This window comes from Salegentibacter sp. BDJ18 (genome assembly GCF_017579965.1).
GTDB lineage: Bacteria > Bacteroidota > Bacteroidia > Flavobacteriales > Flavobacteriaceae > Salegentibacter.
In genome coordinates this window covers 15,762-31,623 of the sequence record NZ_JAFLQX010000003.1, presented here as the reverse complement: position 1 = coordinate 31,623, position 15,862 = coordinate 15,762, and the positions used below count along the sequence as shown (strand labels likewise).

The window sequence follows — 15,862 nt, the reverse complement described above, 5'->3', positions numbered from 1 at the left end:
CCCCGAAGTTTCTGCTTCGGGGTTTTCAGTTTTTAGGCTTTTGCTTCCAGTTTTCGTTGTTTTCGCTCCTGGCGTTTATCGGCGGTTTTAACCTTGGCTCTGTTTACCAGGTAAAACATTACAGGAACTACAACCAGTGTAAGGAAGGTGGCAAACACCAACCCAAAGATCACCGTCCAGGCCAGTGGCCCCCAGAAGATCACGTTATCACCACCAATAAATACTTTTGGATCGTAATCTGTAAATAAACTAAAGAAGTCTATATTTAAACCTACTGCCAGCGGGATTAAACCAAGTACGGTAGTAATTGCGGTAAGTAATACGGGTCTCAACCTCGATTTTCCACCTCTCACAATACAGTCATAATACTGCTCGCGAGTTAGTAAATCGTCATCATCTAAATTGAGATCCCGTTTTTTTCTATCAATAAGAATTTGTGTATAATCAATAAGTACAATAGCATTATTTACCACAATTCCCGCGAGGGAGATAATTCCCATCATCGTCATAATAATAATGAAATCCATCTGGAAAATAATAAGTCCAAGGAAAACACCCACCAAACTCAATACCACTGCCATAACAATGATAATTGGTTTCGACAATGAGTTAAATTGCGCCACGAGAATAAGCAAAATACCACCCATAGCAATTAGCAGGGCTTTTAGTAAAAAAGCCATATTTTCTTCCTGCTCTTCCTGTTCACCTGTAAATTCTAAGGTAATGTCTTTAGGAAGATCATAGCTTCTAAGTGCCGTTTTTAACTGGCCAACAATCTCATTTCCATTGTAACCCTGAAGCACGTTAGAATAGAGAGTAATTACCCTTTTCAGATCTTTTCTTTTAATAGAACTAAAAGAAGAGGCAGATTCTGTAGTGACTAAAGATGAAATTGGCACCTGAATTATCTCCCCCGTGTTCTGATCTTTAAAAGTAATTGGTTGGTTGAATAACACATTTTCATCATAGCGATATTCATCTGCAAACCTTAAATTTATTTCATAATCATCATCTCCTTCTTTATAGGTAGAAACTTCCTCACCATAAATAGCCCTTCTTAAAGTCTGGCCTACCTGGGAAGTTGTTACTCCTAGCTGTCCTGCTTTTCTTCGATCTACTTTTACACTTAATTCAGGTTTAGATTTGTTAACATCTATTTTGAGTTCTTCGATCCCGGCAATACTAAGATCGTTAACATAGGAGCGCAGCTTTTCGGCTTCTTGTAGCATTTGCTCGTAATCTTCACCTTTAAGTTCCATGTTTATTGGATAGCCGGTTGGTGGGCCTGCAGCATCTTTTTCTACCACAATAGAAGCGCCGGGGAATCCCTGAACGGCTTCCCTAACTTCAGATAAAACTTCGCTACTGCTCACGCCGCGTCTTTCAGTGAACTCGCGCATAGAAAGTGTGACTTTGGCTTTGTGCGGCATTTCATTTTGCTGGCCACCATCGGTTTGAGGGTTTCCTGCACCTTCACCAACCTGCGAAATGGCTGACTCTACCATAAAGTTGTAACCATCTTCATCTTCGTACTGCTTAATAGCGTCAAAAATTCGTTGTTCCACTTGTTTGGTAAGCGCATTGGTTTTATGAATATCGGTTCCCTGTGGATATTCAATATAAGTGATAACCTGGTTAGGTTCATTTTCGGGGAAAAATAATACTTTGGGTTGTACCAGGCCAATTAATACGAACGATAAGAAAAGCAACAGTAGCGTACCAAAAAAGGTGAGGTAAGCTTTTTTTCCGCGTAGCGCAAATTTTAGGGTCTTCTCATAAGCATTTTCCATTTTTTTGAGTGCGGTGTATTGAAAATACTCCACCCCTTTAGAAATAAAATATTTATATACCCAAAGTAAAATAGCAGCTAAGATTAGTATATTTCCAAAAGCTCGAAGTGCCCCTGCATCTACTACAAAACCTACTATTAAGAGTAATGCTCCAAATATTGCGAGAATAGAACTTATTTTTATAAGTCTCTTTTTTGTGAATTCTTCCTCTTCGGTTCTCATAAATTGGGAGGTAAGCATCGAGTTGATGATTAGCGCGACAAATAGAGAAGAACCTAAAACTATAGACAGGGTAATTGGGAAAATTACCATAAAACTTCCTATAATTCCCGGCCAGAGTCCCAGTGGGAAAAAAGCAGCTAAAGTTGTAGCGGTTGAAGCAATAATTGGCCAGGCAATTTCACCTAAACCTTGTTTTGCAGCTTGTTTTCGCGGCATACCTTCGTCCATTAATGTATAGACGTTTTCTACCACCACAATTCCATTATCCACTAGCATTCCAAGTCCCATGACCAGGGCAAAAAGTACCATGGTATTTAATGTATATCCCATACTGGAAAGAATAATATAGGAGAGGAACATAGATAAAGGAATCGCAATCCCTACAAACAATGCGTTTCTAAACCCTAAAAAGAACATTAAGACTAAAACCACCAGGATTACCCCAAAAATAATGTTGTTCACCAGGTCGTCTACCTGGCTTCTTGTGTTGGTAGAAAGGTCGTTAGTAAGGCTTATGTGTAGACTCTCCGGAAGATATTCTTCCTGCTCTTTTTTTACAATTTCTTTGATCTGGTCTACGGCTTCGATCATATTTTTACCGGCACGTTTTTTAACGTCCAGCATCACCACCGGGTCCCCATATTCCCGGGCAAAAGTGGTTGCATCTTTTTCTCTAAAATTAATATTAGCAATATCCTGAAGGAAAATATTACCGCCATCGGTTTTTACCACAACATTTTCGAGCTCGCTGGGATCTTCAATTTCCCCAACAATTCTTATGTTTTTTTGTACTCCGCTGGTAATTACATTTCCACCCGAAATTGTACGGTTCTCGCCACTCACGGCATTTACGATATCTGAAAAACTAACTTTGGAAGCCGTCATTTTATAGATATCTACGGCGATTTCAACTTCCATTTCTTCAGCCCCACGAATACTCGCTTCTTTTATCTGCGGAAGCAACTCGATGCGTTCCTGAAGATATTCGGCATATTCTTTTAATTGCTGAACGGTATAATCTCCGGTTAGGTTGATGTTTAGAATAGGTTGTTCTTCTGAAATATTAAGGTCGAACACATTGGGTTCTACCTTTGCGCCATTATCTAAAGTGGGCCAGGTAGTTTCAGCTTTAACCATATCTACCTTGTCTTTTACCTTGGTTTTGGCACTTTCTACTTCAACATCTTCTTCAAATTCTACAATTACCAGGGAGTAATCCTGGAAAGTAGAAGAAGAAATCTCTTTCACTCCCGCAACATCATTAAACTCTTCTTCGAGCGGTTCGGTGATGAATTTCTCTACGTCTTCGGCAGAGTTCCCGGGGTTAATTGAGCTAACATAAATTTTGGTTTCTACAACCTCGGGAAAGGTTTCCCTCGGCATATTGTAGTACGACATGAGCCCGCCAATCATAATAATGGCGATAATTACATATATCGTCATTTTATTATTGATGGCCCAGGACGAAAGCTTAAATTCTTTATCTAAATTCATTGCAGCTTAGTTTCTTATTTTAACTTCCTGACCATCTCTAAGGTTTTTTGCACCTTCAATAATCAGGGTTTCACCTGTTTCTAATCCGTTGGTTATTTCTACTTTATTATTATAGGAATATCCTATTTCTACAATCTTTCTTTTTGCAGTACCAATATTTTTTTCTCCTTCTTTTTCCTGAAGCGTGAATACTACACTTTCTCCTTTTGAATTTTTAAGCAGCGCATTCTCGGGGATTATAATTGCATTTTCTGCAGTGTAGTCGTTCAACCTAATAGTAGCGATTTGGTTGGGTTTTATCATTCCGTTTTCATTGGGAACTGCAACCTGAATGTTAAACGAACGGTTATTAGGATTAATAGTATTCCCTACTCTTCTAATTTCACCTTCAAATTCACGATCCAGGGAACTGATTTCTACAATTACTTCGGTACCTTTTCCCACAGTATTTAGATAATTTTCTGGTACAGCAGCTTCTACATACATATTCTTTAAGCTTACTAAACGGAATAATTGACTTTGCCCCGGGCTTACCACTTCGCCCTGCTCGGTAAGTACTTCGTCTATAATACCGCTAAAAGGTGCTCTTACAATAGTTTTATCCAGTTGTGACTGTAATCTTTTTACTGAATTCTGCATAGATTCGTAATTGGTTTTAGCTTCTAAATACTGCATTTCAGATCCAATATTTTGTTCCCATAAACGCTTCTGGCGTTCAAAAGTGGTTTTGGCTAAAGTAGCCTGGGTTTCCAATTGAGCCAATTCGCTTGAAAGTCCGCCGTCATCAATTTTAGCAAGTACCTGTCCCTTATTTACCTGTTGGCCTTCTTCTACCCGAAGATCTTGTAGAATTCCTGAAAATTCAGAATAAATTACAATGTTTTCATCGGTAGCTACATCGCCCTGTACTTCGGCATAATGTTTAAATAGGGTGTCGTTAATTTGTTGAATTTCTACCAGGTCTAAACGCCGGGTTTTGTCTAAACGGTCTATGGCCTGATCCAGTTTGTCTAACTTCTGGGTAAGATCACTTTGTTGCTGACTTAATTCAGATTTCTTAGCTCTAATTTCGGCAAGATCTTCATTTTCTATAATTTCTTCTACAGATTTTCCCTCCTCATTACTTCCGCAGGAAAGCAATAAAAGTGGAATACTTAATAAAACAGCTAACTTTTTCATTCTTAATATTTGATGGGTATATTTAATCTTCATTGTTATATTTTCTGGTATCCAATAGGTTTTCTAATTCTACCTTGGCAGTTATTACATCCAGCATAGATTGCAAAAAGTCTTGCTGCGCCTGGTAAAGTTGGCGTTGTGCTTCGCTAAGCTCAAAACTGCTGGCAATTCCTTCAAAAAATTTAATTTGATTTTTATTTTCTATCCTTTCGGCCAGTTCAAGGTTTTTCTTCTGGGCCTGGTAGTTTTCAAGGCTAAATTCGTAATCACTTTTAGCTGAATTTATTTGGCGTTTTACTTCATTTTCAGTTTGTTCCAGTTCTATCATTGCCTGTTCGTAGGCAATTTGTTTTTGCTGAGTTCTGGAGTTTCGCATACCGCTGCTGAAAATTGGGATATTTAGGCTCACCCCTAAAATAGATTGGCCAAAGTATTCCTGGTCCTCATCAAAAAAGGTAAACTCCTGGCTAAAGCCCTGAACACCATAATTTAGAAATCCGCTTAAAGAAGGCAGCGCTTTAGATTTTTCCAATTTCACTTCTATTTCCCGGGAATCGGCAGTATTGGCGGCAATACGATAATCTATATTTTCTTCTACCGGAATTTCTTCCTGTAAAAGTTCCAAATCAAAATATTGCATTGCTAAAGTGTCTAATTCTTCGGTTAGATTCACCGGTATTTCTACCGGAATCCCGAGTGTTAGATTAAACATTTCGTAAGCGATATCTCGCATTCGTTTACTTCTGCTTAAGTTATTTTTTAGATTAATCAAAGTGATTTCCAGCTGTTCTACATCTTCCTGTTCGGCGAGCCCATTTTGATAGATCTCGTTGGTTTCATCGTAATTCTTCTGAACGTTTTCAACGTTTTTTTGAAGAATAGCTACGTTTTCTTCCGCCAGTAAAACATTTCCGTAGGCATTAATTACGGCTTTCTTTATTTCGAGATCGGTTTTTGTTTTGGCATTTTCAGAAATTTGAAGCAAAGTTTTAGCCGATTGAATTCCTACAATATAAGAGCCGTCAAAAATTAACTGGTTCCAGGTGGCAGTGGCATTTACGTTGTGCTTTGTGCCAAAAGTAACGGGGATAAATTCGCCTCGTTCTCCTCCTACAATTTCGGCGGGAAGTAATTGCACGGGGAGGTTTAAATTGTTTTGGTAATCGCCGGTGGCACTTACCTGGGGTAATCCCTGGGCAATAATTTCCCATTTTTGCTTCAGGGCAATTTCAACATCTTTTTGCGCGTTTATTGAAGAATAATTATTCTCCAGGCCAAACTGTATAGCTTCTTCCAGTGAAAAACTGTAATCTTCCGGAGTTTCCTGAGCTATACTGCTTAGCGAAATCAGTAAAATTAGCAGGTATCTAAATTTCATTTTTTTGCTTGTTAGTTTTAATTAATCCTTCAAGGGTATTTAAACCTTTTTGGGTACAAATGGAGTTGAGGTGATATCTTAAAAAATAGTCCATCAATTTTGCATTGCTGTATTCGTCTTCTGGAAAGAGGTTTTTATCTTTTATACCCAGCATTCCTACAAAGTAAATTCTGCTTACAAAAGATATAGGAATGTCTCCTTTATAATGACCGGTAGTAATGCCTCGTTCCAGGTTGTCTATTACAATACGCTGTACAATTTCAAATTGTTTGTCCCTAAGTGGGTAATAGACCTCGGGATAATACTTTTTTAGCTGAAATTGAGGGGAACTCTTTTCATTTTTCAGCATTTGCATGGCATACTTTTTCATCTCGTAAGATTCTACAATAGGATTTAATTTTTTAGCGCTAAGAATGCTAATTCCCTGCTCAATTTCTTTAATTAAATACTCTACTGTAGCCTTCACTAACTTGGTTTTTGTGCTAAAATGTGCGTAAATGGTTTTCTTTGAGATAGCCATTTGTTGCGCAATGTCATCCATCGTTACACTTTTAAAACCGAGTCTTAGAAAGAGGTCTGCGGCATTTTTTAAAATATCTTCTTTCACTTTTTCTGTAATTTCGTGCAAAACTAAAGCAAGGAAACTTAAAAAACAACAAAAGTTTCCTTAGTTTTTAGTAATTTAACTTCTCTTATAGAATTTGAAGTACGCTCAATTATGTATTTTAGCCGGAAAATTTTTTGGTATGAAGTCTGTTGCTGAATATAGAGAAGCTTTCCAGGAGTATTTAGATCTTAAAATGCAGGTAAGAAAGCCTGAAAATCTTTACGAACCTATGAAGTATATTCTGGGTTTGGGGGGTAAACGCTTAAGGCCTGTTTTGGTACTAATGGCCACCGATATTTTTGATGCAGACTATAGAAAGGCTTTAGATGCTGCACTTGCCATAGAGGTTTTTCATAATTTCTCTTTGGTTCATGATGATATTATGGACGATGCGCCTTTAAGACGGGGCCGGGAAACTGTTCACGAACGCTGGGATATAAATACCGGGATTCTTTCTGGTGATGCCATGCTTATAAATGCATATCAGCTTTTTGAAAATTATGAAGGAGAAACTTTTAAAGAATTAGCGCGTTTATTTACCAAAACAGCTATTCGGGTTTGTGAAGGTCAGCAATATGACATAGATTTTGAAACCCGGGATGATGTTGCAATAGAAGATTATATAAGAATGATAGAATTTAAAACCGCGGTTCTGGTTGGGGCTTCCTTGCAAATGGGAGCCATAGTGGCCGGCACTTCTACGCAATGTAAAGAAGCGGTTTACGAATTTGGACGCTTGTTGGGAATTGCATTTCAGCTTCAGGACGATTATTTAGATGCTTTTGGAGATCCAGTGACATTTGGAAAACAACCTGGTGGCGATATTATTGAAAACAAAAAAACCTTTCTTTATTTAAAAGCTTTGGAAACTTCAGGAGCAAGTGAAGTCCAGCAGCTTGAGCATTTATACACGATTAATCCGGCAGAAACTTCAGGAAAAATAGAAGCGGTAAAAAATCTTTTTGAAAGTAGTGGCGCTGCAGAATTAACACGGCAGGAAATAGAAAAATATACCAATAAAGCTTTTGATGTTTTAGATAAAATTGAAATTGCTGAAGAGAAAAAAATTCCGTTAAGACAATTTGGGGAAATGCTTATGAATCGTAAGGTCTAATTTACGGCAAAATCCCAATTGAGAGATTCTTAATTTTTAGGCGGTTACACCTAATATATTTGCAAACAATAAACAATTTTTGGGACATCCTGAAGTTTCTACTATGTTAAACTTCTTATAATTCATAAGATAAATATATAGTTTGCTACCCCCTGTTTTTGCTAAAAATTGTATTTTTGCTGTGTTTTACACTCAAAAGAAACATTAGTTTCAAATTATGGATAGATTTTCATTTTTAAATGCTGCACATACGGCATATTTCGCCGAACTTTACGATCAATATCTTCAGTACCCCGATAGTGTAGAGCCCAGTTGGAGGGCTTTTTTTCAAGGTTTTGACTTTGGAATGCAACAAAACGGAGTTTCTGCGGAAACTATGGAAGAAGCTCCGGTAGATTTCCAGGATGGAGAAATTCCCGAACACGTTACAAAAGAATTTAAGGTAATTAGACTTATAGATGGTTACCGAACCCGCGGCCATTTGTTTACCAAAACAAACCCGGTAAGAGAGCGCCGTAAATATCGCCCAACCTTAGGTATTGAGAATTTTGGCCTGGAAGAAAGCGATTTGGATACTACATTTAATGCCGGGGAGATGCTTGGCATTGGGCCCAGCACGCTTCGGGATATAATAAAACATCTTGAAAAAGTTTATTGTGAATCTATCGGGATAGAATATATGTTTATTCGGAAACCTGAAGAAATTCAATGGATTCAGGATAAGCTGAATAAGAATGAGAATCATCCTAACTTTAGTGATGAGGAAAAAAAGAAAATCCTGAAGAAGTTAAATCAGGCCGTTTCTTTTGAATCATTTTTACATAGAAAATATGTAGGACAAAAACGTTTCTCGTTGGAAGGGGGAGAAAGTTTAATTCCGGCCCTGGATGCGCTTATTGAAAAAGCAGCAGATTATGGGGTGAAAGATTTTGTGATGGGTATGGCCCACCGGGGTCGTTTAAATACGCTTACCAATATATTTGGAAAAAGCGCTAAAGATATTTTTAGTGAATTTGACGGAAAGGATTACGAGCAGGATATTTTTGACGGTGATGTAAAATATCACCTGGGTTGGACATCCTGCCGACTTACAGATAACGGAAAAGGAATAAATATAAATATAGCACCAAACCCTTCGCACCTTGAAGCGGTAGGTCCTGTGGTAGAGGGTATCGCAAGAGCCAAACAAGACAGGCATTATAATGGTGATAAAATGAAAGTGCTTCCTATACTTGTGCATGGTGATGCCGCTATTGCAGGTCAGGGAGTGGTTTACGAATTAGTACAAATGGCTAAGCTTGAAGGCTATCAAACCGGCGGGACCATTCATGTGGTGATAAATAACCAAATTGGATTTACTACCAACTATTTAGATGCACGATCCTCAACATATTGTACCGATGTTGGAAAAGTAACTCTTTCTCCGGTATTGCACGTAAATGCCGATGATGCTGAAGCCGTAGTTCACGCAATTTTATTTGCCTTAGATTTTAGAATGAAGTTTAAGCGTGATGTTTTTATAGACCTATTAGGTTATAGAAAATACGGGCATAATGAAGGTGACGAACCTAAGTTTACACAGCCTAAACTATATAAAGCCATCGCTAAGCATAAAAATGCAATGTATATTTATGCCGAAAAGCTTAAGTCGGCAAATATTATAGACGACGATTACCTTAAAAAACTGGAAGAAGAGTATAAGGCAGATTTGGAAGAGAATCTAGAAGATTCCAGAAAAGAAGAAACTACCAGGATCACACCGTTTATGTACGATGAGTGGGAAGGTTTTGATAATGTTCGGGAAGAAGAAATGATGAAGGAGTTTGATACCACCTATAAGATAAAGGATCTTGATAAAGTGGCTGAAGCTATTTCTAAATTACCCGAAGACAAGAAGTTTATGCGTAAGGTTAAAAAAATTATAGACTTGCGTCATCAGTTTTATTTTGAGGATAATAAGTTGGATTGGGCTATGGCCGAGCATCTGGCTTATGGTTCTTTAATGAAAGAAGGATATAATATTAGAATTAGCGGGCAGGATAGTGAAAGAGGTACTTTCTCTCACCGTCACGCTATTGTAAAAGTAGAAGATAGTGAAGAAGAGATTATTCTTCATAATAATATAGAGGGCAGAGATGGCGATTTCTTTGTGTATAACTCTCCGCTTTCAGAATACGGCGTAATGGGGTTTGATTATGGCTATGCTATGGCAAGTCCTAAAACCCTGGTTATTTGGGAAGCCCAGTTTGGAGATTTCGTAAATGGTGCGCAAATAATGATAGATCAATATATTTCTGCAGCAGAAGACAAGTGGAAATTGCAAAACGGGCTTGTGCTTTTCTTACCTCATGGGTATGAGGGCCAGGGTGCAGAACACTCTTCAGCCAGAATGGAACGTTTTCTGCAACTTTGTGCAAAAGATAATATGTATGTGGCAGATGTTACTACACCGGCCAATATGTTCCATATCTTACGTAGGCAAATGAAAGCCGGTTTTAGAAAACCATTGGTGATTTTTACTCCAAAAAGTTTGCTAAGACATTCTAAAGTAATTTCAACTAAAGAAGATTTTGCAGAGGGAAGTTTTCAGCCTGTATTAGACGATCCAAAAGCGAAAGTTAAAGACGTAAAATCTTTAGTTTTCTGTACCGGTAAATTTTATTACGATTTATTGGAATATAAAGAAGAAAACGATCGTGACGATGTGGCTTTAGTACGTGTGGAGCAATTATTCCCGCTGCCTATTGAAAAAATGAAAGAAGCAATCAAGAAATACAAAAATGCAGATGATGTAGTATGGGCTCAGGAAGAACCAAGAAATATGGGGGCTTACGGGCATATGTTATTGCATTTTGATGAAGCTAAGAACTTTAGGGTTTGTAGTAGAAAATTTTATGGCTCTCCGGCTGCCGGAAGTTCTGTGAGATTTAAAAAGCGTCACGATAAAGTGATTGCAAGTGTTTTTGACAAGAATTTAGAAGAATAAATTAATATAGAATTAAAGGTTTTCGCTTTCGCGGAAATAACAATAAAAAATAAAAACAAAGATCATGGCCTTAGAAATGAAAGTTCCTTCTCCGGGAGAATCTATAACCGAAGTTGAAATAGCCGAATGGTTAGTTGAAGACGGCGACTACGTAGAAAAAGATCAGCCAATTGCAGAAGTAGATAGCGATAAAGCTACACTGGAACTTCCGGCTGAAGCCAGCGGTATTATCACGCTCAAAGCCGAGGAAGGTGATGCTGTGGCTGTAGGAGAAGTGGTTTGTCTAATCGATACCGAAGCTGAAAAGCCCGGTGGAGGTGATGATAAAAAGGAATCTAAAGAAGATAAAGAAGAGTCTAAAGATGATTCTTCAGATAAAAAGGAAAAAGAAGATAAGGATAAGGCCGAGGCTAAAACCCAGGAAACTTCTAAATCTTCAACACCTTCTCAAAAACAGGATTCGCATGCAAAAGGGAGTCCGTCTCCTGCCGCTAAAAAAATCCTTGACGAAAAAGGCGTTGATGCTAAGGATGTTGAAGGAAGTGGAAAAGATGGCCGAATAACTAAAGAAGATGCTGTACAGGCAAAAGCTTCTATGGGGAGCCCGGGTAAAGGAAAACGCGGGGAGTCTAAGAAGAAAATGTCTATGTTGCGTAGAAAAGTAGCTTCTCGATTGGTTTCAGTTAAAAATGATACCGCGATGCTTACTACTTTTAACGAAGTAGATATGCAGCCTATCTTCAGCTTAAGAAAGAAATATAAAGAGGAATTTAAAGATAAGCACGGCGTAAGTCTTGGCTTTATGTCTTTCTTTACATTGGCCGTGGTACGTGCATTGGATCAATATCCAGGTGTGAATTCTATGATAGATGGCGATCACCAGGTAAGTTTTGATTATAAAGATATTAGTATAGCGGTTTCTGGTCCAAAAGGTTTAATGGTGCCGGTAATAAGAAATGCTGAAAATCTTAGTTTTAGAGGTGTAGAAGATGAGGTAAAACGTTTGGCTACTAAAGCCCGTGATGGGAAAATTACTGTAGACGAAATGACTGGTGGTACTTTTACTATTACCAATGGTGGTGTATTTGGATCTATGCTTTCTACTCCAATTATTAATCCTCCTCAAAGTGCAATTTTAGGAATGCACAACATTGTAGAACGTCCCGTGGCTATAGATGGTCACGTAGAAATTCGTCCTATTATGTATGTAGCGCTTTCTTACGACCATAGAATAATTGACGGGAAAGAATCTGTAGGTTTCCTTGTAGCAATTAAAGAAGCTATAGAAAATCCTGAAGAATTATTGATGGATAACGATGTAAAAAGAGCCCTGGAGCTTTAATCATTCGAAAATTTATAAAACAAAAAAGGCAGCCACACGGCTGCCTTTTCAATTTTTAAATAATAAATTAAAACAAAAATAAATTTAAGATGTTTAAAAATAAAACGCATACCACGAAGATGCTTAATATAATATAAAGGAGTTGGTCGCGAAGTTTATTTTTAGACACTACAGGCATTGCTAACATTAATTTAATCAAACTTAGCTAACAGGCGTTCGTGAATCAAGGGGATAATTCCCCTTTATAAAATTCTATTTTAAATAAAGAGCAGGAGTTTTGTAGTCTATTACAGCCTTCCCTTTCTTTAAAATATCGGCACCAATAATACCGTGAACTTTTTCGGCTTCGTGATTAATAAGAGCTTCGTTAACATGCCTTAAATCAAATAGTACCAGGTCTACTTTTTTCTTTTTCCAACCTTTTATTTCAATTCGGTTTTTTTGGGCAATTTGTGTGAGCATATTGGTGGCGCCTGCACCGGCAGCTTTAATATCACTATCTTCGGCAAGAAGTTTAAAATGTTCTACCGCTTCCAGGCCCACACAAGTGCTGGAAGCTCCTGTATCAAGGATAAAGTTTCCTTCAATATTATTAATTTTGGCTACCAATTCCAGGTGTTGGGTTTTGGTGTATTTCAGTTTTATGCGTTTAAAACCTTTTTCTTTTAGGAATTTTTTTAAAGATGACATTCTTTATGTTTTTCGCAAAGATAGGTCTTCAAAATAAATTATTTTTGCTTTTATGATTTTAACCGATACGCACATACATCTTTATAGCGAAGATTACGAAAAAGACCGTGACGAAATTATAGAAAACGCCTTTCAGCAAAATATTGAACGGTTTTTTCTTCCGGCCATAGATTCTGAAACTACCGAGGCTATGTACGAGTTGGAAGCCAGGTATCCCGAAAATGTTTTTTTAATGATGGGCTTGCATCCAACCCACGTGCAGGAGAATTATGAAGAGGAATTAATACATGTAGAAGAGCAGTTTGAAAGAAGAAGGTTTTATGCCGTAGGCGAGATAGGGATAGATTTGCATTGGGATAAAAGTACACTGGCAATTCAGCAGGAAGCTTTTAGAAGACAAATAAAACTCGCTAAAAAATACAAGCTTCCCATAGTAATTCACTGTAGGAAGGCTTTTGATGAGATTTTTGATATTTTAGAAGAAGAAAAAAGCGACGATCTTTTTGGGATTTTTCATTGTTTTACCGGAAACCTGGAGCAAGCCAAAAGAGCACTTTCTTATAACCTGAAACTCGGAATTGGCGGGGTGGTTACCTTTAAAAATGGAAAAATAGATAAATTTCTGAATGAAATTCCACTTAAAGAAATCGTTTTGGAGACCGATGGGCCGTATTTGTCCCCAACCCCTTTCCGTGGAAAGCGTAACGAACCTGAATATCTTATAAAAGTAGCAGAAAAACTTGCTGAAATATATGAAAAACCACTAGCCGAAATTGCTGAAATAACTACTCAGAATTCAAAAGATATTTTTGGGATATAAAGGCGGTTATAATTAAAATTTGTTCATTTGCCTAGCTAACACAATTTTGCGTGAAAGAATTCGAAGACATAAGGTTTTATAAGGATGAAGAGGTGCAGCCTGCCTTGCAGGAGTTCATGAGGCACCCAATGGTTAAAGCACTTTTACAGTTTACATTTCCTGATAAAACATCAGAAGAAATTGTGGCTGTTTTGGGAGAATGCCATTCCATAAGGGATTTTCAAACTAAAGTAATTTATAATTCGGTATTAAAAGTTATTGAAAAAAGTACCGAAGGACTTACTTACAATGGTTTTGAAAAATTAGATAACGATCAACCTTATTTTTATATATCCAATCATCGCGACATTATTCTGGATACTTCCTTGCTGAATACTTCTTTGTATGAGCAGGATCTTATTATGACGGCTTCAGCTATTGGAGATAATTTGGTACAAAAGCCTTTTCTCATGGCCCTCTCCCGCTTAAACAGGAATTTCCTGGTAAAACGCGGACTTAGCCCCAGGGAAATGCTTAAAAGTTCCATGGTACTTTCAGAATATATAAAACAGTTGCTCCTGGAAGAAGATAGATCGGTTTGGATGGCGCAGCGAGAGGGTAGAACCAAAGATGGTAGTGATTACACTCAACAAGGAGTGTTAAAAATGCTTGCTATGGCTAAAGGCAAAAAAAGCCTGGCCGAGTATTTTGCCGAACTAAAAATTGTTCCGGTAGCGATTTCTTATGAATTTGATCCTACAGATATTTTAAAAATGCCCGAACTTCTTGCCAAAAGAATGAAAGAAGAATATGTAAAATCGGCTAACGAAGATTTTAATTCTATTATGCAAGGAGCTCTTGGCAATAAAGGGCGTATTCATATAAGTGCTGGAAAAGTGCTTGGTAAAGAAGTTTTTGAAAAGATTGAAAATGAACACGCTTCTGTAAATGCACAGCTTAAAGCCGTGGCATCTAAAATAGATGAGCATATCTATAAAAATTACAAATTGTGGCCGGCAAATTATATTGCTTTCGATTTGTTGAAGAATTCAGAAACTTATGCCGAAAAATATTCAGATAAAGAAAAGAGGCAGTTTGAGCGCCGACTTAGCCGAAGGGTAGATGTGAAAAATTCCCTGGAACTAAACAGTTATTTATTAATGTATGCAAATCCTGTAATAAATAAAGAAGCGCTATATGAAGAAAAGAGCTAAAATCTTACTTATTTATACCGGCGGGACCATTGGTATGATTAAGGATTATGATTCTGGAGCCCTTAAAGCCTTTAATTTTGATGAATTACTACAAAATATTCCAGAGCTTAAAATTCTGGAGCACGAGATAGACACCCTAAGTTTTGACGATCCTATAGATTCCTCTAATATGAATGTGGAATGCTGGGTGAAAGTTGCTAATACAATTAATGAAAACTTTGAAACCTACGATGGTTTTGTGGTATTGCATGGCAGCGATACTATGTCTTACACAGCATCGGCGCTTAGTTTTATGTTTGAGAATTTAACCAAACCCATTATTTTTACCGGGTCACAATTGCCCATTGGAGATTTAAGAACAGACGCTAAAGAAAACCTTATTACCAGTATTCAAATTGCCGGTTTACAGAAGAATGGAAAGCCGGTTATTTCTGAAGTTGGGCTTTATTTTGAATATAAATTATATCGCGCCAATAGAACCACAAAGATTAATGCCGAACATTTTCAGGCTTTTGCTTCGTTAAATCATCATCCATTAGCTGAATCTGGTGTATATCTTTCTGTTAATTACAATGCTTTATGGCGTCCAAATCGCCGGCAAAAAACAAAATTGCACACAGGATTTAATAATGAAGTGCTTATTTTAAAGATTTTTCCGGGGATAAATGCAAAAACCGTAGAATATATGTTGTCAAAACCCGGTCTAAAAGGAGTGGTTTTGGAAACTTATGGAAGCGGAAATGCGCCCAGTGACGATTGGTTTCTGGATATTCTAAAAAGAAAAATTTCTGAAGGATTATTCGTAGTAAATGTTACCCAATGTATTGGAGGAAGCGTAGTTATGGGTCAGTACGAAACCAGTGTTCAGCTTAAAAAAATAGGGGTGGTATCTGGCAAAGATATTAGTACTGAAGCTGCGGTTGCAAAATTAATGTATCTTTTAGGAAAAGAATTGTCTCCTAAAGTGTTTAAAACTATCTTTGAAACTTCTCTTAGAGGGGAAATGTCATAAAATTAACGGCAGATGCTTGACGAAGTATATTTTTT

Annotated in this window: 11 protein-coding genes; 6 read left to right on the top strand and 5 right to left on the bottom strand. The window is 37.5% G+C overall.

All coding sequences use genetic code 11. The annotated features are described in order from the left end of the window. Positions 1 to 32: 32 nt before the first annotated feature. From J0871_RS02620 to J0871_RS02605, 4 genes are read right to left on the bottom strand one after another with little or no spacing between them, the layout of a single operon-like run. Positions 33 to 3,506: an efflux RND transporter permease subunit gene (locus J0871_RS02620; RefSeq protein WP_208223211.1), complete on the bottom strand. Its 3,474-nt coding sequence runs from the start codon at positions 3,504 to 3,506 to the stop codon at positions 33 to 35. Positions 3,507 to 3,512: 6 nt separating this feature from the next. Continuing rightward, positions 3,513 to 4,685 (bottom strand): efflux RND transporter periplasmic adaptor subunit, encoded by a 1,173-nt coding sequence (locus J0871_RS02615; RefSeq protein WP_208223209.1) that lies wholly within the window; start codon positions 4,683 to 4,685, stop codon positions 3,513 to 3,515. Positions 4,686 to 4,707: 22 nt separating this feature from the next. Further along, positions 4,708 to 6,063 carry a TolC family protein gene (locus J0871_RS02610; protein ID WP_208223207.1) on the bottom strand — a complete coding sequence of 452 codons (1,356 nt, stop codon included), beginning with the start codon at positions 6,061 to 6,063 and terminating at the stop codon, positions 4,708 to 4,710. Further along, positions 6,053 to 6,670 (bottom strand): TetR/AcrR family transcriptional regulator, encoded by a 618-nt coding sequence (locus J0871_RS02605; protein WP_208223206.1) that lies wholly within the window; start codon positions 6,668 to 6,670, stop codon positions 6,053 to 6,055. The genes J0871_RS02610 and J0871_RS02605 overlap by 11 nt, the downstream gene beginning before the upstream one ends. Before the next feature lie 139 nt (positions 6,671 to 6,809). Between J0871_RS02605 and J0871_RS02600 the strand changes: the two genes are divergently transcribed. From J0871_RS02600 to odhB, 3 genes are all read left to right on the top strand, one after another. Beyond that, complete coding sequence (locus J0871_RS02600; RefSeq protein WP_208223204.1) at positions 6,810 to 7,784, top strand: polyprenyl synthetase family protein; 975 nt, start codon at positions 6,810 to 6,812, stop codon at positions 7,782 to 7,784. A gap of 217 nt (positions 7,785 to 8,001) precedes the next feature. Beyond that, positions 8,002 to 10,770 (top strand): 2-oxoglutarate dehydrogenase E1 component, encoded by a 2,769-nt coding sequence (locus J0871_RS02595; protein WP_208223202.1) that lies wholly within the window; start codon positions 8,002 to 8,004, stop codon positions 10,768 to 10,770. A 64-nt stretch (positions 10,771 to 10,834) separates the two neighbouring features. After that, positions 10,835 to 12,112 carry a 2-oxoglutarate dehydrogenase complex dihydrolipoyllysine-residue succinyltransferase gene (gene odhB, locus J0871_RS02590; RefSeq protein WP_208223200.1) on the top strand — a complete coding sequence of 426 codons (1,278 nt, stop codon included), beginning with the start codon at positions 10,835 to 10,837 and terminating at the stop codon, positions 12,110 to 12,112. Positions 12,113 to 12,364: 252 nt separating this feature from the next. On the opposite strand, the gene J0871_RS02585 is transcribed toward odhB, so the two are convergent. Continuing rightward, a complete protein-coding gene (locus J0871_RS02585; protein WP_208223198.1) occupies positions 12,365 to 12,802 on the bottom strand; it encodes a retropepsin-like aspartic protease in 438 nt (145 codons plus the stop codon). Positions 12,803 to 12,854: 52 nt separating this feature from the next. Between J0871_RS02585 and J0871_RS02580 the strand changes: the two genes are divergently transcribed. From J0871_RS02580 to J0871_RS02570, 3 genes are read left to right on the top strand one after another with little or no spacing between them, the layout of a single operon-like run. Further along, positions 12,855 to 13,622: a TatD family hydrolase gene (locus J0871_RS02580; RefSeq protein WP_208223197.1), complete on the top strand. Its 768-nt coding sequence runs from the start codon at positions 12,855 to 12,857 to the stop codon at positions 13,620 to 13,622. 50 nt (positions 13,623 to 13,672) lie between these two features. Further along, a complete protein-coding gene (locus J0871_RS02575) occupies positions 13,673 to 14,815 on the top strand; it encodes a 1-acyl-sn-glycerol-3-phosphate acyltransferase (protein WP_208223195.1) in 1,143 nt (380 codons plus the stop codon). Further along, positions 14,799 to 15,827 (top strand): asparaginase, encoded by a 1,029-nt coding sequence (locus tag J0871_RS02570; protein WP_208223193.1) that lies wholly within the window; start codon positions 14,799 to 14,801, stop codon positions 15,825 to 15,827. Before J0871_RS02575 ends, J0871_RS02570 begins: the two co-directional genes overlap by 17 nt. The last annotated feature ends 35 nt before the right edge of the window (positions 15,828 to 15,862 follow it).

Coding starts and splice junctions, on each gene's coding strand:
- J0871_RS02615 (WP_208223209.1), bottom strand. CDS start 4,685: ATGAAAAAGTTAGCTGTTTTATTAAGTATTCCACTTTTATTGCTTTCC.
- J0871_RS02585 (WP_208223198.1), bottom strand. CDS start 12,802: ATGTCATCTTTAAAAAAATTCCTAAAAGAAAAAGGTTTTAAACGCATA.
- J0871_RS02570 (WP_208223193.1), top strand. CDS start 14,799: ATGAAGAAAAGAGCTAAAATCTTACTTATTTATACCGGCGGGACCATT.
- J0871_RS02620 (WP_208223211.1), bottom strand. CDS start 3,506: ATGAATTTAGATAAAGAATTTAAGCTTTCGTCCTGGGCCATCAATAAT.
- J0871_RS02610 (WP_208223207.1), bottom strand. CDS start 6,063: ATGAAATTTAGATACCTGCTAATTTTACTGATTTCGCTAAGCAGTATA.
- J0871_RS02580 (WP_208223197.1), top strand. CDS start 12,855: ATGATTTTAACCGATACGCACATACATCTTTATAGCGAAGATTACGAA.
- J0871_RS02600 (WP_208223204.1), top strand. CDS start 6,810: ATGAAGTCTGTTGCTGAATATAGAGAAGCTTTCCAGGAGTATTTAGAT.
- odhB (WP_208223200.1), top strand. CDS start 10,835: ATGGCCTTAGAAATGAAAGTTCCTTCTCCGGGAGAATCTATAACCGAA.
- J0871_RS02595 (WP_208223202.1), top strand. CDS start 8,002: ATGGATAGATTTTCATTTTTAAATGCTGCACATACGGCATATTTCGCC.